The following is a 22494-nucleotide window of genomic DNA, read 5'->3' on the forward strand; positions in this document are numbered from 1 at the left end:
ACCCTACAAGAGCATCCGGCCCTAGGCGGGCACCCGCTCCGACGGCCGCCGCGCCCCGGCCACCAGCTTGTCCACGATGCGCGCCGCCGCCACCATGCCGAAGGTGGCGGTGACCATCATCACCGCGCCGAAGCCGCCGGCGCAGTCCAGTTTCACCCCCTCGCCGACGAAGCTCTTCTGCTGGCACACCGAACCGTCCGGCTTGGGATAGCGCAACTGCTCGGTGGAAAACACGCAGGGCACGCTGTAGGTGCGTCCCGGCGTGCGGGAGAAGTTGTAGTCGCGGCGAAGCGTCGAGCGCACCTTGGCCGCCAGCGGGTCGTTGAAGGTCTTGTTCAGGTCGGCCACCTGGATCTGCGCCGGGTCCACCTGGCCGCCGGCGCCACCGGTGGTGACGATCTGGATCTTGCGTCGCTTGCACCAGGCGATCAGCGCCGCCTTGGCCGCCACGCTGTCGATGCAGTCGATCACGGCATCCAGCTCGGGGGTGATGTACTCGGCCATGGTCTCGCGGGTGACGAAATCGGCCACGGCGTGGACCACGCAGGCCGGGTTGATGGCGCGGATGCGCTCGGCCATCACCGCCACCTTGGCCTTGCCCACGGCGCCCTCAATGGCATGCACCTGGCGGTTGGTATTGGTGATGCAGACATCGTCCAGGTCGAACAGGGAAATCTCGCCCACGCCGGAGCGCGCCAGGGCCTCGGCCGCCCAGGAGCCGACTCCGCCGATGCCGACCACCGCCACATGGGCCGCCTGCAACCGCGCCAGTCCGTCCAGGCCGTAAAGCCGGGCGATGCCGCCGAAACGTTCGTCTGTACTCATGCCACTCACTCCCATCGCCAACCTTCGGGCGGGCGCGCATTATAGGAAGCGCTATCCCCCGGCCCAAGTCCATCGCCGCTGAATGGTGGCCCATAGATCCGGGCGCGGTTCGCCGAGGCTATAGTCGGCCGATAACGACAAGGGAGCCGGTCATGCGCAATTTCACCTTCTACAACCCCACCCGCATCCATTTCGGCGAGGGCCAGATCAGCAAGCTGGCACGGGATATTCCCACGGGCAGCCGGGTGTTGGTGACCCATGGCGGCGGCAGCATCTTCCAGAATGGCGTCTGGCAGCAGGTGGAAGAAGCCCTGGCGGACCATCAGCTGACCCGCTTCGGCGGTATCGAGGCCAATCCGCAGTTCGACACCCTGGTCAAGGCCGCCCAGGTCGCCAAGACCGAGCAATGCGACTTTATCCTCGCCGTTGGCGGCGGTTCGGTGATAGATGGCAGCAAGTTCATCGCCGCAGCCGCCTGCTACGACGGCGCCCCCCTGGACCTGCTCAGCGGCACGCGCATCACCGCCGCTCTCCCGCTGGGCTGCGTACTGACCCTGGCCGCCACCGGTTCCGAGAGCAATCCCCATGGCGTCGTCACCCATGTCGCCCGCCAGGAGAAGTTGCCCTTCTCCAGTGCCCTGCTCTATCCGCGCTTCGCCATCCTCGACCCGAGCACCACCTTCAGCCTGCCGCCCAGGCAGATCGGCAACGGCGTGGTGGACGCCTTCGTCCACACCATCGAGCAATACCTGACCTACCCGGCCGATGCGCCGCTGCAGGACCGCTACGCCGAAGGCCTGCTGCTGACCCTGATAGAAGAAGGCCCGAAAGCGCTGGCCGACCCCGAGGACTACGCGGTGCGCGCCAACCTCATGTGGTGCGCCACCCAGGCGCTGAACGGCCTGCTCGGCTGCGGCGTGCCCCAGGACTGGTCGACCCACATGATCGGCCACGAACTGACCGCCCTCTACCACATCGACCACGCCCAGACCCTGGCCGTGGTGCTGCCGGCGCTGCTGGCCGAGCGGCGCCAGGTCAAGCGCGAGAAGCTGCTGCAATACGCCGCGCGCGTCTGGGGCCTGAAGGACGGGGACGAAGAGCAGCGCATCGACGCAGCCATCCAGGCCACCCGCAACTTCTTCAAGCGCATGGGCGTGCCCACCCGCCTGTCCGAACACGGTCTGGACGCGGACGTGATTCCCCAGGTGCTGGCCCAGCTGGAGCGTCACGGCATGACCGCCCTGAGCGAACGCCGCGACATGGACCTGGAGGTGAGCGAACGCATTCTGTTACGGGCACTCTGAGGCCGCCCCGGGTCGATCCGAAGCGGCTTTTTGCCACAGAGGCAGAACTTCTGCCGTCTCTGGCAAACAAACAATCTGGCGGGAATGGCCATCCAGCCGTCCCTGCTGGTTGCAATCTATACAGCTGTTGGGCGCCGGGGTAGGATTCGCGCCGACCAGCATGCCGCTGGCCCTACCCTAGTTCCATGCTTCGGAACCCTTGACCTCTATGCCATCGCGTAAATTTGGACTCAACCTGGTGGTCTTCGTGGCAGTCGCCGCGTTGTTCACCGGTATCTGGGCGCTTTACAACCGCCCGGTCACCGCGCCGGACTGGCCGGAACAGATCTCCGGTTATTCCTTCTCGCCGTTCCGCGCGGACCAGAACCCCCAGCAGAACCGCTATCCCACCGACGAGCAGATGCGCCAGGACCTCGAGCTGCTGAGCAAGCAGACCGACAGCATCCGCACCTACTCGGTGGACGGCACCCTGGCCGACATCCCGCGCCTGGCCGAGGAGTTCGGCCTGCGGGTAACCCTGGGCGTGTGGATCAGCCCGGACGAAGAGCGCAACGAGCGCGAGATCGCCAAGGCCATCGAGATCGCCAATGCCTCGCGCAGCGTGGTTCGCGTGGTGGTGGGCAACGAAGCCCTGTTCCGCCGTGAAATCAGCCGCAAGGACCTGATGGTCTACCTGGACCGCGTCCGGGCCGCGGTGAAGGTACCGGTGACCACCTCCGAACAGTGGCACATCTGGCTGAAATACCCGGAACTGGCCAAGCACGTCGACCTGGTGGCCGCCCACGTGCTGCCCTACTGGGAATTCGTGCCGATGGAGGACTCCACCGAGTTCGTCCTGGAGCGCGCCAAGGATCTGAAGAAGGCCTTCCCGAAGAAGCCCCTGCTGCTCTCCGAGGTGGGCTGGCCGAGCAACGGCCGCATGCGCGGCGGCGCCGACGCCTCCCAGGCGGACCAGGCCATCTACCTGCGCACCCTGGTCAACGCCCTCAACGCCAAGGGCTACAACTATTTCGTGATCGAAGCCTTCGACCAGCCGTGGAAGGCCAGTGACGAGGGTTCGGTGGGGGCCTACTGGGGCGTCTACAACCTCGAACGCCAGCCCAAGTTCGCCTTCGAAGGCCCGGTGATCGCCATTCCCCAGTGGCGCATGCTCGCCGTGGCCTCGGTGGTCATGGCCCTGCTCGCCCTGGCCCTGATGCTGATCGACGGTAGCGCCCTGCGCCAGCGCGGCCGCACCTTCCTGACCTTCGTCGCCTTCGCCGGCGGCTCGGTGCTGGTGTGGATCGCCTACGACTACAGCCAGCAGTACAGCACCTGGTTCAGCCTGACCGTCGGCCTGCTCCTCGGTGTAGGTGCCCTCGGCGTGTTCATCGTGCTGCTCACCGAGGCCCATGAACTGGCCGAAGCGGTCTGGGTGCGCAATCGCCGCCGCCCCTTCCTGCCCGTGCTGGCCGACGCGGCGTACCGGCCCAAGGTGTCGGTTCACGTGCCCTGTTACAACGAGCCGCCGGAGATGGTCAAACAGACCCTCGACGCCTTGGCCAACCTCGATTATCCGGACTACGAGGTCCTGATCATCGACAACAACACCAAGGACCCGGCCGTCTGGGAACCGGTGCGCGAATACTGCGAACAGCTGGGTCCGCGCTTCAAGTTCTTCCACGTCGCCCCGCTGGAAGGCTTCAAGGGTGGCGCGCTGAACTACATCCTGCCCTACACCGCGCCGGACGCTGAAGTGGTGGCGGTGATCGACTCCGACTACTGCGTCGACCGCAACTGGCTGAAATACATGGTTCCGCACTTCGCCGATCCGGAAATCGCCGTGGTGCAGTCGCCCCAGGATTACCGCGACGGCAACGAGAACACCTTCAAGAAGCTCTGCTACGCGGAGTACAAGGGCTTCTTCCATATCGGCATGGTCACCCGCAACGACCGCAACGCCATCATCCAGCACGGCACCATGACCATGATCCGCCGCAGCGTGATGGACGAGCTGAAGTGGGCCGACTGGACCATCTGCGAAGACGCCGAGCTGGGTCTGCGCGTGTTCAAGAGCGGCTATGCAGCGGCCTACGCCCACGAGAGCTTTGGCCGCGGGCTGATGCCGGACACCTTCATCGACTACAAGAAGCAGCGCTTCCGCTGGGCCTATGGCGCCATCCAGATCATGAAGGGCCATGCCCGCAGCCTGTTCCTGGGCAAGGAGTCCAAGCTCAAGCGCGGCCAGCGTTACCACTTCATCGCCGGCTGGCTACCCTGGGTCGCCGATGGCCTGAACATCTTCTTCACCATTGGCGCCCTGCTCTGGTCGGCGGCGATGATCATCGTGCCGCAGCGGGTCGATCCGCCGCTGCTGATCTTCGCCATCCCGCCGCTGGCGCTGTTCTTCTTCAAGGTGGGCAAGATCGTGTTCCTCTACCAGCGCGCGGTGGGGGTCAACCTGAAGGACGCCTTCTGCGCCGCGGTGGCGGGGCTCGCGCTTTCGCACACCATCGCCAAGGCAGTGCTCTACGGCTTCTTCACCAAGAGCATTCCCTTCTTCCGCACGCCGAAGATGCGCAGCAACCACGGCCTGATGATGGCCCTGGCCGAGGCCCGCGAAGAAGTCTTCGTGATGCTTCTGCTGTGGGGCGCGGCCATCGGCATCGCGGTGGTCCAGGGCATGCCCAGCCCGGACGTGAAGTTCTGGGTGGCCATGCTGCTGGTGCAGTCGCTGCCTTACCTCGCGGCGTTGATCATGGCCCTGCTCTCCTCCCTGCCCAAGGGCCAGGAAGCGGAGCAGGAGGAAGTCGCCACCGCCTGACGGCGAGCGAAACCCTCAAACGGCGGCCATTGGCCGCCGTTCTTGTTTTAAGATATCGGCCTTTCATTCCTTGCGTTTCCGCGCTGCCTTCCGGAGCCCTGCATGTCTTCCCTCTCCCCCACCCTCGAACTCGCCTGCGACCTCATCCGTCGTCCCTCGGTCACCCCGGTGGATGAAGGTTGCCAGGACCTGATGATGCGCCGGCTGGAAGCCGCGGGCTTTCGCATCGAGCGCATGCGCATCGAGGAGGTGGAGAATTTCTGGGCCATTCGCGGCGGCGAAGGTCCGGTGCTCTGCTTCGCCGGCCATACCGACGTGGTCCCCACCGGCCCGGTGCAGGCCTGGCAGCACCAGCCATTCGAAGCCCTGATCGACGAGCAGGGCATGCTCTGTGGCCGTGGCGCGGCGGACATGAAAGGCAGCCTGGCGGCCATGGTGGTGGCGGTGGAACGCTTCGTCGCCGAACACCCGCAGCACAAGGGCGCCATCGCCTTCCTCATCACCAGTGACGAAGAAGGTCCGGCCCATCACGGCACCAAGGCCGTGGTCGAGCGCCTGGCCGCCCGTGGCGAGCGCCTGGACTGGTGCATAGTCGGCGAACCCTCGAGCACCTCCCTGGTGGGCGACGTGGTCAAGAACGGTCGCCGCGGCTCCCTCGGCTGCAAGCTCACCGTACGTGGCGTACAGGGCCACGTGGCCTATCCGCACCTGGCCAGGAACCCCATCCACCTGGCCGCACCGGCCCTGGCGGAACTCGCCGCCGAGCACTGGGACAATGGCAACGCCTTCTTCCCGCCCACCAGTTTCCAGGTGTCCAACCTCAACGCGGGCACCGGCGCCACCAACGTCATCCCGGGCGAACTGGTCGCGGTATTCAACTTCCGCTTCTCCACCGAATCGACGGTGGAAGGCCTGCAGCGCCGGGTCGAAGCCATCCTCGACAAGCACGGCCTGGACTATCACCTGGAATGGGCCCTGTCGGGCCTGCCCTTCCTCACCCAGCCGGGCGAGCTGCTGGACGCCGTTTCCGCGAGCATCAAGGCCATCACCGGCCGCGACACCACTCCGTCCACCAGCGGTGGCACCTCCGACGGCCGCTTCATCGCCACCATGGGCACCCAGGTGGTCGAGCTCGGCCCGGTGAACGCCACCATCCACCAGGTGAACGAGCGCGTTCTGGCCAGCGACCTCGACCTGTTGACCGACATCTACCAGCAGACCCTGGTCCGCCTGCTCGCCCAATGAAACTCATCTGCCCCCTCTGCCAAGGCGCGCTCCGCGCCCGCGACCTGGGCCTGGTCTGCCCGGCCAACCACAGCTTCGACCGCGCGCGCCAGGGCTATTACAACCTGCTGCCGGTGCAGCACAAGAAGAGCCGCGACCCCGGCGACAACGCCACCATGGTCGAGGCCCGCCGGCGCTTCCTCGACGGCGGACATTACGCCCCGCTCGCCGCGCGCCTGGCCGCCCTCGCCGCCGAGCGCGACCCCGAGCGCTGGCTGGATATCGGCTGCGGCGAAGGCTACTACACCGGCCAGTTGGCCATGGCATTGCCGGCTACCGATGGCTATGCCCTGGATATCTCCCGCGAGGCGGTGAAGCGCGCCTGCCGCCGCGCCCCTCAGCTCCATTGGCTGGTGGCGAGCATGGCGCGGGTGCCCCTGGCCGACGCCAGCTGCGATCTGCTGGCCAGCGTCTTCAGCCCCCTGGACTGGCAGGAAGCCCTGCGCCTGCTGACACCCGGCGGCGGCCTGCTGCGCATGGGGCCGACCCGCGAACACCTGCTGGAACTGCGCGAAAAGCTCTATGACGAAGTCCGCGACTACGACGACCAGAAGCACCTGGCGCAGATCCCGGCCGGCATGCGCCTGGCCCACAGCGAGACCCTGAGCTACCGCCTGCAGCTAGCCGAGGCCGAGGCCCGCGCCGACCTCCTGGCCATGACCCCGCACGGCTGGCGCGCCAACGCCGAGCGTCGCGCGGCCGTGGTCGCCGAAGCCTTCGAAGTGACGGTGTCCATTCGCTACGATTGGATCGAGAAAATCTAGAGAGCCCTGACCATGCGCCAACCCGATATCGAGATCTACCTCAAGGACGCCGACCAGGAAGCGGTCACAGCCTGGCTCAACGAGGCGCTGGGTCCCTGCACACCCTGGCAGCAGAAGGGCCAGACCCTCAAGTGCCTGGCCGGTGACATTCCCGTCACCTGGCTGCCCAGGGCCGTGGGCAAGTGGCACAGCCTCTACCTGGAGAGTGACGCCACGCCCTGGGAGGATGATCTGGGTTGTGCCCGCGCGGCCTTTGCAGCCCTCGGGGTGGAAATCCGCTGCGCGCCGGGTGGCTGGCAGGAAGCGCAGGGCGAAGAGGACGCCGACCGCTGGATCAAGCTGAACGCGGAAGGCGAGCAGGAAATCATCTGGCGCACGGACTGAAGGGCCTGCGCCCCTCGCGGCGATCGCACGGATGCGGGAACCGCAGAAAGCAAAAGGCCCGTCACTGACGGGCCTCTTGTTTTTGAGTCTCAGACCTTGGCGACGTCTTCCGCCTGCAGGCCTTTCTGGCCCTGGATCACGGAAAACTCCACTTTCTGGCCTTCCAGCAGAGAGCGGTGCCCCTCGCCGCGGATAGCGCGGTAGTGAACGAATACATCAGGACCGCTTTCGCGCTGAATGAAACCATAGCCCTTGGCGTCATTGAACCACTTGACGGTTCCGACCTCACGATCAGCCATTACTGCTCTCTCCAACTCGCAATTTTGTTGTTTGCCCCCTTTTTCCGGGGGTTTCGACGGTGCGGTAAAGACGTTCTTCTTGTTATATCCAACCCCGGCCGATGCAAGCTTGGAGCGGGTATTTCGAATGGCGTTCTTTTTATGACCGCGACCGGAGTATACGACAAGCGTTCGTGCTGAAAAGCACTTTTTTATGACAGTGCGCAATGGCCGCGCCACGCGGGCTGGACGCCCTTTTCTGGTTCTTTGGAAGTACGAAATCGGGCATAAGGATAGGCGGGAATCGACTGGTCTTTGTCCGATATCCCGCCTTCCTGCAACAACTTGCGCTACTTCCCGGCCAGCACATCCTCGAGTTTCCTGGCCAGCGCCTGATACTGGAACGGCTCGAGCCGATAGGCCCAGTCCAGCTTGCCCGGCACCAGATCGTCGGCGAGCCGGTCCTTGCCCTTGAGTACCAGCCAGGGCTGTCCACCCTGCTCGTAGACCTCACCGCGCAACTCGCCGCCGTCGAAGGTGGAGAGGCTGAAGCTCAGCATCGGCCTGCCCTTGAACTGCACCTGGGCCAGGGGCGCATTGTCGACGAAGGTCAGCGCCGCAAACAGGGTCGCCATGCCGTTGGCGGCGGCCTCGTAGGCCAAGCGGCGCCCCTTGGGCAGCTGCTTGAGCTTGAGGTTGGGCTCCTCCGCCGAGTCCCGGTAGACGGTCAACTGGCTGCCATTGGGGTAGGCCACCTCCACCTGGCGAACGCTGGCGAAGGGGATCTCGGCGACCCGGCGATCCAGCCAGTTCAACTCGGTGGCGGGCAGCGGCAGCGCCTGATCCACCAGCCAGACCTGGTTGTCCCCGTAGAGGCGCACCAGTTGGCCCTTGCCCTGCTGGGCCGGCTTGCCCACCAGCAGCTCCAGGGGTGGTTCGCCGCCGCGCTCCAGCTTGATGCGTGTGCCCTGCTCCTCGTCATTGCCCTTGTCGGCCAGGCCGACACGGCCGTGCAGCTCCGGGTTGGCGGTCTTGGCCTCCACCTTGTGCGCCTCGGCCAGCGCACGCAGCAGAGTCGCCACCGGCTGGCCGGCGGCGGGATAGTCGGCCTTGGCCGGCAACACCCAGAGCTCGCCCTTGCGTTCCAGGCGCAGCTCCGGCTGGCCGGGGCGCCGTACGTCCAGGGCGGTGACGCTGGCCAGCCTGCCTTGCAGGCCGGGCAGCAGCGGCTCGCGGACGACTGCGGAGGGTTGCGGCCGCGAATCGCCTTGCTGGATGTAGTAGGCCACGCCCAGCCCGAGTGCGAGCAAGGCAAGGATGATCAGACCTTTGCGTCCCATGGTCGCCTCCTCAGGCCTGGCGCCGGCGGCGCCAGAGCCACAGGGCCAGTACGCCCAGTGTCAGCACCAGCGGCACCAGGGCGATATTGACGAATTTCAGGGTGCGGCCCAGGTCTTCGATGCTGGCATTGAGCTGGAAGCGCACGTCGCGCAGTTCCTTGCGGATGCGCAGCTTCTCCTGGATGAACTGCTGCAGCGCGGCCTGCTGTTCCGGCGTCAGTTCCAGGGCCTTGGCCGGGTCCTGGCCCTGCTGCAGCGCTGCCAGCTTCTGCTCGGTATCGGTCAGGCGTTGCTGGAGTTCCTGCTCCTGCTCGCGGAACTTCACCTCGGCGTCGCGCTGGAGCTTCTCCACCACCTCGAAGGGGCGGCTGAAACGGCCACGGGAGCGGACACTGATCAGGGCATCGGAGCCGGCCAGGTTGTCCAGGGCGTTGATGGCGAAACCGGCGTTGTCGGCCCAGGGCTGCGGCACACGCTGGCCGAAGAAGTCCTGCACCTGCACCCACATGCGGTCGCTCAGCATGTCGGTGTCGGCGACGGCTATCACGTTGATGTTCTCCGCCGACTTCAGACCATCCTTGCGGCCCTCGATGCCATCGGGAAAGGCCGATTGCACCGGGCCACTGATGCGCGCGGCGACCGCATAGCGCTCACCGGTGGGCTTGAGCTCGCGAATCAGCTCCTCGGGGTCGGCGAGCATGCCGAAACGCTGCACGTCGAAGGGCATGGCGTACTCGGAGCTCTGGATCAGCGGCACGAAGTGGGTCCTGGCACCTGCCAGCGGCTTGAGGATACCCGCGGTAGCCACCGTGATGTTCTCCAGGCCGGCGGTGCTGACATCGTCCTGGTCGAGGCTGTGCCCGGGCAGGTTGAGCCAGGCCGCGTGGCGCGCCGGCGGCTTTTCCGCGCCCATGCTCACCGACATGGCATTGGCGCCATCGCCCAGCACCTTGCCCGGCAGCAGCTGCAGGCCCCAGGCCTTGAACAGCTCGTCCAGTTCGGAGGACTTGTCGCCACCCGGCTCGCCGGGCATTGCCATGCCGCTGTCGGCCTCGCTCCACGGATCGACGAAGGCCAGCAGCTTGCCGCCGCGCAGGACGAACTGGTCGATGGCGTACCGGGTCTGCTGCGACAGGTTCTTCGGATGCACCAGCAGCAGCACCGAGACGTTCTCGGGGATCTGGTCGATGTCGCCCTTCAGGCTCTCGATCTGGAACAGCTGGCGGATTTCCTCCATCACCATCCACGGCGGGGTCGGCTGCCGGCTGGCCATGTCGAAGCCGCCATTGAGCTGCAGCCCGGAGAGCACGCCCACCACCGGCCGCTCGGACTTGGCCAGGCTCTGCACCAGGCGGCTGATCTCGTACTCGAGGAACTCCTCCTGGTCCAGCGGGAAGAAGGGGATGATCTGCGTGTCGTCGACGCTGTTGGTCCCGGCCAGGCCGAAGTAGACCTGGGCGCCGCCCTGCTCCAGCGGGATCGCCTGCAGGCCGAACTCGGCAGCCTTGTCCTCCTCCTCGGAGAAGGGTTCGGGATCGATGATCTGCAGCTTGAGCTTGCCATTGGCGGCGCGCTCGTAGGCCTTCAGCATCTCTTCCACGCGCCGCGCGTAGTTGCGCAGCACCACCAGGTCCTTGGCGGTCTTGTCGGAGTAGAAGAAGTAGAGGTTGATGGGCTCGTCGATCTCACCGAGGATTTTCTTCGTCCCGTCGGAGATGGTGTAGAGCTTCTGCTCGGTGAGGTCGACCCGGGCATTGGTCAGGGTCAGTCCGGCGAGCATGTTGAACGCCAGGAAGGCCAGGGCGATGAGCAGCAGCCCGGCACCGGAATACATCAGTCTTTTCATCTTCAGTCGGCCTTCTTCAGATCGACCACCACGGCGGTGGCGGCCAGCCAGGCGGCGATCAGGGTGACGAAGTAGAGCAGGTCACGCAGGTCGATCACACCCTTGCTGATGGCATCGAAACGGGTCAGGAAGCTCAGCGAAGCCACGGCGTCCAGCAGCCATTGCGGGGCCCAGGCGCTGAAGGCGTCCAGCACCAGCGGGAACCCGCTGACAATGAACAGGAAGCACACGCTGACGGCGAGGATGAAGGCGATCACCTGGTTCTTGGCCAGCGCCGACATGCACGAACCTATGGCCAGGAAAGCGCCTGCCAGCAGCCAGCTGCCGATGTAGCCGGTGATGACGGCGCCGTTATCCGGCTCGCCCAGGTAGTTGACCGTGATCACCATGGGGAAGGTCAGCAGCAGCGCCAGGCCGGAGAAGGCCCAGGCGGCGAGGAACTTGCCGGTGACCGCCTCGAAGCGGGTGATGGGCAGGGTCATCAGCAGCTCGATGGAGCCGGACTTGCGCTCCTCGGCCCAGAGGCGCATGGCGATGGCCGGCACCAGGAACAGGTAGAGCCAGGGATGGAAGTTGAAGAAGGGGGCCAGGCTGGCCTGGCCGCTTTCGTAGAAGCCGCCCAGATAGAAGGTGAAGACCCCGGACAGCACCAGGAAGATCACGATGAACACATAGGCCAGCGGCGTGGCGAAGTAGCTCGCCAGCTCGCGTTTGAAAATCACCGGCAACTGCCTCATGCCGCTTCTCCCCGGGTCAGTCGGCGGAATACTTCATCGAGTCGGCCACGTTCCACGTCCAGCTCCTTCACTTTCCAGCCACGGGCATGGATCAGCTGGTTCACCTGCGGGAAGATCACCGCACCCGGCTTGGCGAGGATGGTCAGGCCACCCTGGATGCCGTTCTCCTCGATGCCGGCAACGCCCGGCAGCACCGCCAGGGCCAGCATGTCCAGCGGCTCGTCCGCCACCAGGGTAACCGCCTGGTGATAGCGCGAGCGGCTTTCCAGTTCGAAGGGCGTTCCGTCGGCCACCACCTTGCCGGAGGCGATCACCAGGGCGCGGGTGCAGACCGCGGTGACCTCTTCGAGGATGTGGGTGGAGATGATCACGATCTTGTCGCGGGCCAGGCTCTGGATCAACTGGCGCACCTGGTGCTTCTGGTTCGGGTCGAGGCCGTCGGTGGGCTCGTCGAGGATCAGCACGCGGGGATCGTGAAGGATCGCCTGGGCCAGGCCGACCCGGCGCTTGAAGCCCTTGGAAAGCGTCTCGATGGACTGGCCGAGGACATGTTCCAGTTCCAGCTGCGCCACCGCGTGGGACACCCGCTGTTTCTTCTCGGCGCCGCGCAAGCCACGAACCTCGGCAATGAACTCGAGGAAGCCGCGAACCGTCATGTCGCCGTAGCAGGGTGCGCCCTCCGGCAGATAGCCGATCTCCCGCTGGGCCTTGAGGGTCTGGGTCTGGATATCGAAACCGAAGATGCTCGCGCTGCCGGAAGTCGGCGCGAGGAAGCCGGTCAGCATCTTCATGGTGGTGGACTTGCCCGCGCCGTTGGGGCCGAGGAACCCCAGCACCTCCCCGGGTGCGACACGGAAGGACAGGTTGTCCACGGCTGTGTGCTGCGCAAAGCGCTTGGTCAGATTGGTTATCTCGATCATGGCCTCTAGTTCCGAAGGGAACAGCCCCTGGCCATGCTGGCCACCGGGGCCTTGCGAAATGCTGGCGGACTATAAGGAGTCCGCCGACGGCAATGCAAGACGGCCACTTGTGCGAAAAGTTGCAGGATCAATCGCGCAAATGCGACAGCCAGAGCCTTTTTGCGACCCACAAGCGAATGCGGCAAACTAGCCGCCCCGAGCAATCGCTCGTTCCACAGCCTTGCCGCACCATGACCCGCTCCCCCTTTCGCCGCCTTGCCTTCGGCACCCTGCGCCGCCTGCTCTATCTGTGGGTACGTTCGGAAACCATCAACCAGTCCGCCCTCACCCTCAAGCTCGACCGCAGCAAGCCGGTGTTCTACGTGCTGCAGCAACCGTCGGCCAGCGACCTGGCGGTGGTTGACCGGGAATGCACCAAGGCGGCCCTGCCGCGCCCGGTGCTTCCCGTGGCGGTGGGCGAGCTGCTGGAGCCAGCCGCCTTCTTCTACCTGACGCCGGAGCCCGGCTGGCTGGGCGGCCAGGACAAACGCGGCGCATCGCCCACCCTGGTGCGGGTATTGAATGCCCTCCAGCAGCATGCCGTGGAGGACGCGCAGATCATCCCGGTGACGGTGTTCTGGGGCCAGTCGCCGGACCGCGAGACCAGTCCCTGGAAGCTGCTGTTCGCCGACAGCTGGGCGGTGACCGGACGCCTGCGCAAGCTGGTCAGCATCCTCATCCTCGGCCGCAAGACCCGCGTGCAGTTCTCCGCCCCCATCCACTTGCGCGAACTGGTGGAGCAGGACAAGGGCCCGGAGCGCACCCTGCGCATGGTCAACCGCATCCTGCGGGTGCACTTCCGCAACCAGAAGACCGCCGTCATCGGCCCCGACCTGTCCCACCGCCGCAACCTGGTGAAAGGGCTGGTCCGCGGCCCGCTGGTGCGCCAGGCCATAGCCGAGGAAGCCGAGCGCGAAAAGGTCAGCCTGGCCACGGCCGAGGCCCAGGCGCTGAAGTACGGCAACGAGATCGCCTCGGACTATGCCTACACCGCCATCCGTTTCCTCGAAGTGGTGCTGTCCTGGTTCTGGAACAAGCTCTATGAAGGCATCAAGGTCAACCATATCGAGGGCGTGCAGGAGATCGTCCATGGCCACGAGGTCATCTACGTGCCCTGCCACCGCAGCCATATCGACTACCTGCTGCTGTCCTACCTGCTGTTCCGCAACGGCCTGACGCCGCCGCACATCGCCGCCGGCATCAACCTCAACATGCCGGTGATCGGCGGCCTGCTGCGCCGTGGCGGCGCCTTCTTCATGCGCCGCACCTTCAAGGGCAATCCACTCTACACGGCGGTGTTCAACGAATACCTGCACACCCTGTTCAGCCGCGGTTTCCCGGTGGAGTACTTCGTCGAGGGCGGCCGCTCACGCACCGGGCGCATGCTCCATCCGAAAACCGGCATGCTCGCCATCACCCTGCGCAGCTTCCTGCGCTCCTCGCGCCTGCCCATCGTCTTCGTGCCGGTGTACATCGGCTACGAGCGCGTGCTGGAAGGCCGCACCTACCTGGGCGAACTGCGTGGGGCGAGCAAGAAGAAGGAGTCCATCTTCGACCTGTTCAAGGTCATCGGCGCCCTGAAGCTGCGCTTCGGCCGGGTGGCGGTGAACTTCGGCGAACCCATCAAGCTGGCCGAGTTCCTCGACCAGCAGCAGCCGGACTGGCGCGCCGAGGAACTGGGCCCGCAGTTCCGCCCGGCCTGGCTCAACGACACCACCAACCGGCTGGCCGTACGCATCGCCCGCCACCTCAACGACGCGGCGGCGATCAACCCGGTCAACCTGGTGGCCCTGGCGCTGCTTTCCACCAGCCGCCTGGCCCTGGACGAGCGTGCCCTGACCCGCGTGCTCGACCTCTACCTGGCCCTGCTCCGCGCCGTGCCCTACTCGCCCCACGCCACCCTGCCGGAGGGCGATGGCCAGGCACTGATCCAGTACGTGCAGAGCATGGACCTGCTGGCCGAGCAGAAGGACGCCCTGGGCAAGATCCTCTTCCTGGACGAGCAGAACGCCGTCCTCATGACCTACTACCGCAACAACGTGCTCCACGTGTTCGCCCTGCCGGCCCTGTTGGCCTGCTTCTTCCAGAGCAGCTCGCGGATGAGCCGGGAGCAGATCCTGCGCTACACCCGCGCGCTCTACCCTTACCTGCAGGCCGAGCTGTTCATCCGCTGGGACGCCAGCGAACTGGAGGGCGTGGTCGACCAGTGGCTGGCCGCCTTCGTCGAGCAGGACCTGCTGAAGACGGAGGGCGACGTCTACGTGCGCCCGGCGCCCAGCTCGCGGCAGTTCGTCCTGCTCACCCTGCTGGCCCGCGCCATAGTCCAGACCCTGCAGCGCTTCTACATGGCCATCGCCCTGCTGCTCAACGCCGGGCAGCACCAGCTGAGCGCTGAAGAGCTGGAAGACCTCTGCACCGTGATGGCCCAGCGCCTGTCGATCCTTCATGGCCTGAACGCCCCGGAGTTCTTCGACAAGAGCCTGTTCCGCCACTTCATCCAGACCCTGCTGGACCAGCGCGTGCTGCGCCGGAACGAAACCGGCAAGCTCGGCTACCACGAACTGCTCGGCGAGCTGGCCGAAGGCGCGGCCAAGCGCGTGCTGCCCGCGGAGATCCGCCTGTCCATCCGTCAGGTGGCATTCGACCGCCAGGCCGAACCCGAACCGGAAGCCCCGGTGGAAGCCGGCTGATCCACCCAGCGCCAGGCCCCGGCGGGCCTGGCGCCTCCTCGCTCCCCTTTTAAGACTGTTCCCACATAACAACCGGACAACTCCCGACAGGTTTGACCCGGTCCCCTCCGTACCATTCGGCGCTGCACTGCCTCGGTCATCCGAGCGCATTTCCGCCCCGAACACGGAAGACCCACCCATGCTGTTGAGAACCATCACTGTCGAGAACGAAGCCCGGGAATCGGTCAACGCCGCCGTCCTGTGCAGCTTTGCCATCCCCCGGATCGACCGCAACATCCTCGTCTACACCCTCAACGAAGAGGGTCGCCAGGGCACCTCCAAGGTGTACATCGCCAGCGCGGTGCCCCATGAGGCCGGCTACCGGCTCGAGCGGCTGGAGTCGAGGCAGGCATGGCAGTATGCGGTGCAGGTGCTGAAACAGATCACCAAGGGGGACGAACAGTGAGCGGATCGGAAAAACTGGACTTCCACTTCATCGATCTCAAGGGCGAGATCACCGGCCAGGGCGAGAATCCTGCCTCGGCCAGCGACCACCATAGCCTGTCGATCAACAGGGCCTCGGTGAACAAGCTGATCGCCACCCGTGAAAGCAGCAATACCGGCGCCCCCTTGCCCGCCACCCTGCCATTGCCGGCGGACGCCCCCGCAACGAGGGAAGAAACGCTCCCCCGGAGCGACGACCAGGTTTCCGCTATGGAGACCCGTGAGCCCACGCCTCCCGACCTGAAAGCCATGGCCGCCGAAATCGGCGAGGCCACCCGGGAGCAGGAGGCGGACGACCTTCCCCAGCGGCAAGCGGTCGAGTCGCCCAACGGTGCGCATGAAGCGCCGGCGGTTACCGTCGCCGAGAAGCAGGCGGAAACCTGGCAAGGGCCGCACACCTTCATCAGTGGCCTGATCCTGGGCGCGGACTTCAGCCTGCCGTCGTCGCCGAGCGTGGAATCCAGGGTGCCCGATGCCGCGCCGGATATCCCGGAAGAAGCCCCTGAGGCGGTCGCAGCGGATGCCGGCAACCATGAAGCAGCTCCCGCGACGGCATCCGAAAGCGAAACCCAGCTGGAACCCGGAGACATCTTGAAGCTGAGCGCCGATCTCACCGCTGCAGCGCAGCCTGAGCCCCGGGCAGCCGCAGCAGAGCCAGGACCGAAATCCCAGGAAGGCCCCGAGAAAGAGCAGCAGCGCCTGCCGCAACCTTCCCTCAGCACCTCCCTCGCCAGCGCTACCGACAACGTCCTGAACGACGTGCAGAGCACCCTCAAGTCCCTGGCAGACATGGCCACGGGGCTGGCCCAGCAGAAACTGGAAGCGGTGAAACAGCAGGAAAGCCTGGACCAGCGCAAGTTGCAGCTCCACGAGAAGGAACGGCTCCTGGCCGACAAGGAAGAACAGCTGCGCCTGCTGGAAGCCCGCCTGACCCGCGAAGTCTCCAACCTCGAGCGCAATGCCGAGGACAATGCCCGCGCCCTGGCCGAACGCAGCGCCGCGCTCAAGGCCCTGGCCGAGAACGTCGAGGCCCGCGACCGCAGCACCGCCAAGTTCGCCGAGACCCTGCGCCTGGAGAAGCAGCGCAACGACGAGTTGACCGAGACCCTGGCCCGTCGCGCCGAGGCCCTGGACGAGCGCGACGCGGCGCTGAACCGCAAGGACGAGGAACTGGCGGAAAAACTCAAGCAGCTGATCGGCGCCAAGGATCGCTTCCGCGCCCTGGTCAAGGCATTCAACGAGACGGTGCAGTTCAACAACACCCTCAACGCCATCTCCAGCACCACGCTGGACGACACGGCGCGCTGACCCCACGCGCGCCCCATACGGGGGCGCGGCCTTTTACCGCCTCGACTACCCTGCCAAGGTGCAGCCGAACCGAAGCTGCTCGGTGAGCGCGCGCACCGAACTGGACGGCAGGCTGATGTTCATCAGCACCGAGCGACACTCGGTTAAACTCGACGGCACCGACCCGCAACCGCTGCGTATCAAGGTCGACCCCGTTCGCTAGAAGAACCCCACCGCAACAAGGATGCCGCCATGTTTCGAATCACCGCCCTCTTTGCCGGCCTCGCCCTGTCCGCCAGCGCCTTCGCCCTGTCCCTCGCCGACCTCAGCCAGCAGGATGCCAGCGGTGGCCTGAAGGACGCCCTGACCCAGGGCGCCAAGGTTGCCGTGCAGCAGCTCGGCAAGCCCGGCGGCTTCAACGACAACCCGCAAGTACGCATCGAACTGCCGGGCAAGCTCGGCAAGGCAGCCAAGACCATGAAGATGATGGGCATGGGTGCCCAGGTCGAACAGCTCGAAGCGACCATGAACGCGGCGGCCGAATCCGCGGTGCCCCAGGCCCAGGCACTGCTGGTGGATGCGGTGAAAAAGATGACGGTGCAGGACGCCAAGGGCATCCTCGCCGGTCCGGAGGACGCCGCCACCCAGTACCTGAACAAGTCCAGCCGTGAACAGCTGCGCGCGAAGTTCCTGCCCATCGTCAAGCAGGCCACCGACAAGGTCGGCCTGGCGCAGCAATACAACAGCTTCGCCGGCCAGGCCGCCAGCTTCGGCGTGGTGGACGCCAAGAGCGCCAATATCGAGAGCTACGTGACCGAAGAGGCCCTGGACGGCCTGTTCAAGCTGATCGCCGAGCAGGAAGCCAGCATCCGCCAGAACCCGGCGGGTGCCGCCACCGGCCTGGCGAAGAAGGTGTTCGGGGCGCTTTGAGGCGCTCAGTCACAGGCACCGCCAACGGGTTGCAGTTGCCGTTGTAGGAGCGAGCTTGCTCTCGAAGCGGGCTTCTTCGCGAGTTGTAGCCCGGATGAAATCCGGGAATCGCCGCGCCACACTTCCCGGATTGCATCCGGGCTACCGTCCGGCGTCCCCCGTAAGTACGGATACCCGGGGGTCCCCCAGCGCCTCGTCCAGCCCCTGGTGAAACCACCTCAGGGCCTGCTCGAAACGCCCATGCCAGAGCCGGTCGCTGGCGCCGGCCTGGATGCCCGCCTGCACCCTCGCGGCCATGGCGAAGTCCTCCTCCAGGGCCGAATAGAGAATGGCGTTGTTCTTCTCGAAGTAGCGCAGCGCCTTCTCCGTGACCGGCGCTTCGGGCAACAGGGTATGGCCGAGCACTCGGGTGGCCAGCGGGCCGTCGGGGAACACGGTGGAAAAATCGATATGGTCCGGCTCCACCAACACTAAGGTATTGGGCCAGAGGAAATACAGCAGATTGCCGTGGCGGCGCAGGTTCCAGTCGCATTCGGGCTGGTCGAGGACTTCCCGCAGGTTGCGCTTCGCGTAGTAGTTGCGTACATGCCGGCCGAAGCGCTCGAACAACCCGAGGTTGGGCCAGAACAGGTGGTCGATGGTGGCCTGGTGCGCCTTGGCGACGTGGTAGTTCTCCAGGAAGGTGTCGATGGTCAGCTTCCAGTTCACCGGCCGGCGGATGTCCTGGGGATCGAACAGCACGTGGTCGTCCAGGGCGAAGCTGTCGAAGTCGGCGAGGATCTGCTCGCCGAAGAAGGCCTCCAGGTCCAGCGCCGGCCCCGGCGAATGGCGCGCCCAGACTGCGCCGAAACGCTCGGCCACCGGCACCTCGGTGAGGTTCAGGCAGGCCCGGTCGATGCCTTCGAAACCATAGCCATGGGGGATTCCGCGTAGCTGGCCATCCGGGTTGTAGGCCCAGGCGTGGTAGGGGCAGACGAACACCCGGTTGCGCCCGGCGGTGTCGCTCACCAATTGGGTGCCACGGTGCTTGCAGACGTTCAGGAAGCCGCGAAGGCGGCCCTGCTCGTCGCGCATCAGCAGCAGTGGCGCCAACAGGTCGCGGGTGATGAAGTGGCCGGGGGCGATCTCGCCGGAACGGGCCACCAGCAGCGGCTCGCGACGCAGCACCTCGTCCCGTTCGCGGCGGTAGCGCTGCTCGTCCAGGTAAGCCTCCACTGGCAGGGCCGAGGGCGCTTCGACGCAGTCGGTGATGCCCTGTTCCACCAGGGCCAGGGTCCGCTTGAGCAATTCCACCTGGGTCGCGTGCTGCATGGTCACCTCTTCTTTTTCTGTCGGTCGGTGATGCGTGCGGCCAGTCTCCGTCCGGACGCGGACAGTGCCAAGGGGCCTGGGGGAAGTGACCTAGTGATTGGCGGAAACGACCGGAACGGCCATGAAAAAGGCCCACGAAGGGGCCTTTGTGATTAGTGGCTGGGTTGGGCGTCGGGCGCCAGCACCGGCTGGTCCTGCTGTGCCTCCGCCGGTTTGACCCGGAACCAGGCCGCATAGAGCGCCGGCAGGAACAGCAGGGTCAGGGCGGTGGCGACTATCAGGCCGCCCATGATGGCCACGGCCATGGGGCCGAAGAACACGCTGCGCGACAGTGGGATCATCGCCAGCACCGCCGCCAGGGCGGTAAGCACTATGGGACGGAAGCGCCGCACCGTGGCTTCGATGATGGCGTGCCAGCGATCCAGGCCGGCGGCGATGTCCTGCTCGATCTGGTCCACCAGGATCACCGAGTTGCGCATGATCATCCCCGCCAGGGCGATGGTGCCGAGCATCGCGACGAAGCCGAAGGGCTGGCGGAACACCAGCAGGAAAAGGGTCACGCCGATCAGCCCCAGGGGCGCGGTGAGGAACACCATGGCCGAGCGCGAGAAGCTCCTGAGCTGCAGCATCAGCAAGGTCAGCACCACCACCACGAACAGTGGCATGCCGGCGTTCACCGACTTCTGCCCACGGGCCGAGTCTTCCACGGTGCCGCCCACGTCGAGCAGGTAGCCATCCGGCAATTCGGCGCGGATCGGGTCCAGGCTCGGCGAGATTTCCTTGACCAGGCTGGCCGGCAACGACTTGTCGTAGATGTCGGCGCGCACGGTGACGGTGGGCAGGCGGTCGCGATGCCAGATGATGCCTTCCTCGAAGCCGTACTCCAGGGTGGCGATCTGCGACAGCGGCACGCTGCGACCATTGTCCGTGGGCACCGCCAGGCTCGGCAGCAGGGCCAGCTCCTGGCGCTCGCGGAGGGTGCCGCGCAGGAGGATCTCGATCAGCTCGTTGTCCTCGCGGAACTGGCTCACCGGCGCGCCGGTCAGCGAACTCTGCAGGAAGCGCGACAGGTCGGCGGTGCTCACGCCCATGGCGCGGGCGCGGTCCTGGTCGATGTTCAGCCGCACCACCTTGCTCGGCTCTTCCCAGTCCAGGTGCACGTTCACCACATGGGGGTTCTCGCGCACCTTGTCGGCCACCTTGCGGGCCAGGGCGCGGACTTCGTCTATATGCTCGCCGGAGACGCGGAACTGTACCGGGTAGCCCACCGGCGGACCGTTCTCCAGGCGCGAGATGCGGCTGCGCAGGGTGGGGAACTCGTCGTTCAGGGTCTGGATCAGCCAGTTGCGGATTTCCTCGCGGGATTCGATGGACTTGGCCAGCACCACGAACTGGGCGAAGCTCGCCGCCGGCAGCTGCTGGTCCAGCGGCAGGTAGAAGCGCGGCGAACCGGTGCCGACATAGGCCACGTAGTTATCCACCCCCGGATGCTCGCGCAGCAGCTGCTCCAGGCGCTTGACCTCGGCCTCGGTATTGGCCAGGGACGAGCCCTCGCCGAGCTTGAGGTCCACCATCAGTTCCAGGCGCCCGGAGGCCGGGAAGAACTGCTGGGGTACGAAGCGGAACAGCGCGATTGAGGCGATGAAGGCGGCCAGGGTCAGCAGGATCACCGTCTTGCGCCGCCGCACGCACCACTCAACCACGCGGCGGACGCGCTGGTAGAAGGGCGTCGAATAGGGGTCGTGGCCCTTGCCGCTGCCGCCGTGCTTCTGCGCGTGGAGCCTGGCAAGGTCCGGCAGCAGGCGGTCGCCCAGGTAGGGCACGAACATCACCGCGGCGATCCAGGACACCACCAGGGCGATGGTCACCACCTGGAAGATCGAACGGGTGTATTCGCCGGTACCGGATTGCGCGGTGGCGATGGGCAGGAAGCCGGCGGCGGTGATCAGGGTACCGGTGAGCATGGGGAAGGCCGTGCTGCTCCAGGCGAAGCTGGCCGCCTTGAGGCGGTCGTAGCCCTGCTCCATCTTGATGGCCATCATCTCCACCGCGATGATCGCGTCGTCCACCAGCAGGCCCAGGGCCAGCACCAGGGCGCCGAGGGAAATCTTGTGCAGGCCGATGCCGAGGTAGTACATCAGCGCGAAGGTCATCGCCAGCACCAGCGGAATGGACAGCGCCACAACCAGGCCGGTGCGCAGGCCAAGGGAGAAGAAGCTCACCAGCAGCACGATGATCAGGGCTTCGGCGAGCACGCGAACGAACTCCCCTACCCCGGTCTTCACCGCCGCCGGCTGATCCGACACCTTGCGCAGCTGCATGCCGGCCGGCAGGTTCTCCTGCAGGCGGGCGAATTCGCTCTCCAGCGCCTGGCCGAGGACCAGGATGTCGCCGCCGGCCTTCATGGACACCGCCAGGCCTATGGCATCCTCGCCCATGAAACGCATGCGCGGCGCCGGCGGGTCGTTGAAGCCGCGGCGCACCTCGGCCACGTCACCAATGCGGAAGGTGCGGTCCCCCACGCGAATGGGGAAGTCGCGGATCTCCCTCACCGAATCGAAACGGCCGGATACCCGCAGCTGCACACGGTCGCTGGGCGTTTCGAAGAAGCCGGCGGTGGCTACCGCGTTCTGTTCCTCCAGGGCCTGCTGCACGGCCTCAAGGGGCAGCCCCAGGGTAGCCAGCTTGGTGTTGGACAGCTCGATCCAGATCTTCTCGTCCTGCAGGCCGAGCAGCTCGACCTTGCCCACGTCCTTGACCCGCTGCAGCTGCAGCTGGATGCGGTCGGCGTAGTCCTTGAGCACCGCGTAGTCGAACCCCTCGCCGGTCAGGGCGTAGATGTTGCCGAAGGTGGTGCCGAATTCGTCGTTGAAGAAAGGCCCCTGGATGCCCTGCGGCAAGGTATGGCGGATGTCGCCGATCTTCTTGCGCACCTGGTACCAGAGCTCGGGGATCTCGGCGGAACGCATCGAATCACGCGCGATGAAGGTCACCTGGGACTCGCCGGGACGCGAGAATGAGACGATCCGGTCGTATTCGCCGGTCTCCATCAGTTTCTTCTCGATGCGTTCGGTGATCTGGCGGGCCACCTCCTCGGCGCTCGCCCCCGGCCAGTTGGTGCGGATCACCATGGCCTTGAAGGTGAAGGGCGGGTCTTCGCTCTGCCCCAGCTTGGTATAGGAAATGGCCCCGACAATCCCCAGCAGCAGCATGATGTAGAGGACGATCTGGCGGTTCTGCAGCGCCCAGGCGGAGAGGTTGAAGTTCAC

General features: G+C 65.9%; 17 protein-coding genes and 1 pseudogene. 10 read left to right on the plus strand and 8 right to left on the minus strand.

Translation table 11 applies throughout. From position 1 onward, the window contains the following. Positions 1-21: 21 nt before the first annotated feature. Positions 22-825, minus strand: a complete 804-nt coding sequence (gene tcdA / locus ACFPU0_RS22060) for a tRNA cyclic N6-threonylcarbamoyladenosine(37) synthase TcdA (RefSeq protein WP_377695422.1) — start codon at positions 823-825, stop codon at positions 22-24. 152 nt (positions 826-977) lie between these two features. Here tcdA and ACFPU0_RS22065 point away from each other — a divergent pair, with 152 nt between their 5' ends. From ACFPU0_RS22065 to ACFPU0_RS22085, 5 genes are all read left to right on the plus strand, one after another. Then, positions 978-2129 carry an iron-containing alcohol dehydrogenase gene (locus ACFPU0_RS22065; RefSeq protein WP_377695423.1) on the plus strand — a complete coding sequence of 384 codons (1152 nt, stop codon included), beginning with the start codon at positions 978-980 and terminating at the stop codon, positions 2127-2129. A 208-nt stretch (positions 2130-2337) separates the two neighbouring features. Beyond that, positions 2338-4932 (plus strand): glycosyltransferase, encoded by a 2595-nt coding sequence (locus ACFPU0_RS22070; RefSeq protein ID WP_377695424.1) that lies wholly within the window; start codon positions 2338-2340, stop codon positions 4930-4932. Positions 4933-5034: 102 nt separating this feature from the next. Then, positions 5035-6177: a succinyl-diaminopimelate desuccinylase gene (gene dapE, locus ACFPU0_RS22075; protein ID WP_377695425.1), complete on the plus strand. Its 1143-nt coding sequence runs from the start codon at positions 5035-5037 to the stop codon at positions 6175-6177. Continuing rightward, on the plus strand, positions 6174-6980 hold the full coding sequence (locus ACFPU0_RS22080; RefSeq protein WP_377695426.1) for a putative RNA methyltransferase: 807 nt from the start codon (positions 6174-6176) through the stop codon (positions 6978-6980). The genes dapE and ACFPU0_RS22080 overlap by 4 nt, the downstream gene beginning before the upstream one ends. A gap of 12 nt (positions 6981-6992) precedes the next feature. Continuing rightward, positions 6993-7364, plus strand: coding sequence for a hypothetical protein (locus ACFPU0_RS22085; protein ID WP_377695427.1), 372 nt, complete (start codon positions 6993-6995; stop codon positions 7362-7364). Positions 7365-7453: 89 nt separating this feature from the next. Here ACFPU0_RS22085 and ACFPU0_RS22090 read toward each other — a convergent pair whose 3' ends face one another. The 5 genes from ACFPU0_RS22090 to ACFPU0_RS22110 form a co-directional block, all read right to left on the minus strand. After that, a complete protein-coding gene (locus ACFPU0_RS22090; RefSeq protein WP_016494409.1) occupies positions 7454-7663 on the minus strand; it encodes a cold-shock protein in 210 nt (69 codons plus the stop codon). Positions 7664-7992: 329 nt separating this feature from the next. After that, complete coding sequence (locus ACFPU0_RS22095) at positions 7993-8982, minus strand: DUF4340 domain-containing protein (protein WP_377695428.1); 990 nt, start codon at positions 8980-8982, stop codon at positions 7993-7995. A gap of 10 nt (positions 8983-8992) precedes the next feature. Then, positions 8993-10828: a GldG family protein gene (locus ACFPU0_RS22100; protein ID WP_377695429.1), complete on the minus strand. Its 1836-nt coding sequence runs from the start codon at positions 10826-10828 to the stop codon at positions 8993-8995. A gap of 2 nt (positions 10829-10830) precedes the next feature. Next, a complete protein-coding gene (locus ACFPU0_RS22105) occupies positions 10831-11565 on the minus strand; it encodes an ABC transporter permease subunit (RefSeq protein WP_377695430.1) in 735 nt (244 codons plus the stop codon). Continuing rightward, positions 11562-12485 carry an ABC transporter ATP-binding protein gene (locus tag ACFPU0_RS22110; RefSeq protein WP_377695431.1) on the minus strand — a complete coding sequence of 308 codons (924 nt, stop codon included), beginning with the start codon at positions 12483-12485 and terminating at the stop codon, positions 11562-11564. The genes ACFPU0_RS22105 and ACFPU0_RS22110 overlap by 4 nt, the downstream gene beginning before the upstream one ends. 230 nt (positions 12486-12715) lie before the next feature. Here ACFPU0_RS22110 and plsB point away from each other — a divergent pair, with 230 nt between their 5' ends. From plsB to ACFPU0_RS22135, 5 genes and pseudogenes are all read left to right on the plus strand, one after another. Then, positions 12716-15214, plus strand: a complete 2499-nt coding sequence (plsB, locus tag ACFPU0_RS22115) for a glycerol-3-phosphate 1-O-acyltransferase PlsB (protein ID WP_377695432.1) — start codon at positions 12716-12718, stop codon at positions 15212-15214. A gap of 178 nt (positions 15215-15392) precedes the next feature. Next, positions 15393-15659 carry a hypothetical protein gene (locus tag ACFPU0_RS22120; RefSeq protein ID WP_377695433.1) on the plus strand — a complete coding sequence of 89 codons (267 nt, stop codon included), beginning with the start codon at positions 15393-15395 and terminating at the stop codon, positions 15657-15659. Further along, positions 15656-17005 carry a hypothetical protein gene (locus tag ACFPU0_RS22125; protein ID WP_377695434.1) on the plus strand — a complete coding sequence of 450 codons (1350 nt, stop codon included), beginning with the start codon at positions 15656-15658 and terminating at the stop codon, positions 17003-17005. The genes ACFPU0_RS22120 and ACFPU0_RS22125 overlap by 4 nt, the downstream gene beginning before the upstream one ends. A 34-nt stretch (positions 17006-17039) precedes the next feature. Beyond that, positions 17040-17207, plus strand: a pseudogene (locus ACFPU0_RS22130) (YbaY family lipoprotein); the annotation flags it as partial. Between the two features lie 29 nt (positions 17208-17236). Next, the gene (locus ACFPU0_RS22135) at positions 17237-17914 is read left to right on the plus strand and encodes a DUF4197 domain-containing protein (protein WP_377695435.1); all 678 of its coding nucleotides are present in this window, start codon (positions 17237-17239) and stop codon (positions 17912-17914) included. Between the two features lie 141 nt (positions 17915-18055). Here ACFPU0_RS22135 and ACFPU0_RS22140 read toward each other — a convergent pair whose 3' ends face one another. Then, positions 18056-19225 (minus strand): aromatic ring-hydroxylating oxygenase subunit alpha, encoded by a 1170-nt coding sequence (locus ACFPU0_RS22140; RefSeq protein WP_377695436.1) that lies wholly within the window; start codon positions 19223-19225, stop codon positions 18056-18058. A 152-nt stretch (positions 19226-19377) separates the two neighbouring features. Further along, entirely contained in the window at positions 19378-22494 is a 3117-nt protein-coding gene (locus ACFPU0_RS22145) for an efflux RND transporter permease subunit (protein ID WP_377695437.1), read from the minus strand.

Source organism: Pseudomonas sp. GCM10022186 (assembly GCF_042656385.1).
GTDB lineage: Bacteria > Pseudomonadota > Gammaproteobacteria > Pseudomonadales > Pseudomonadaceae > Metapseudomonas.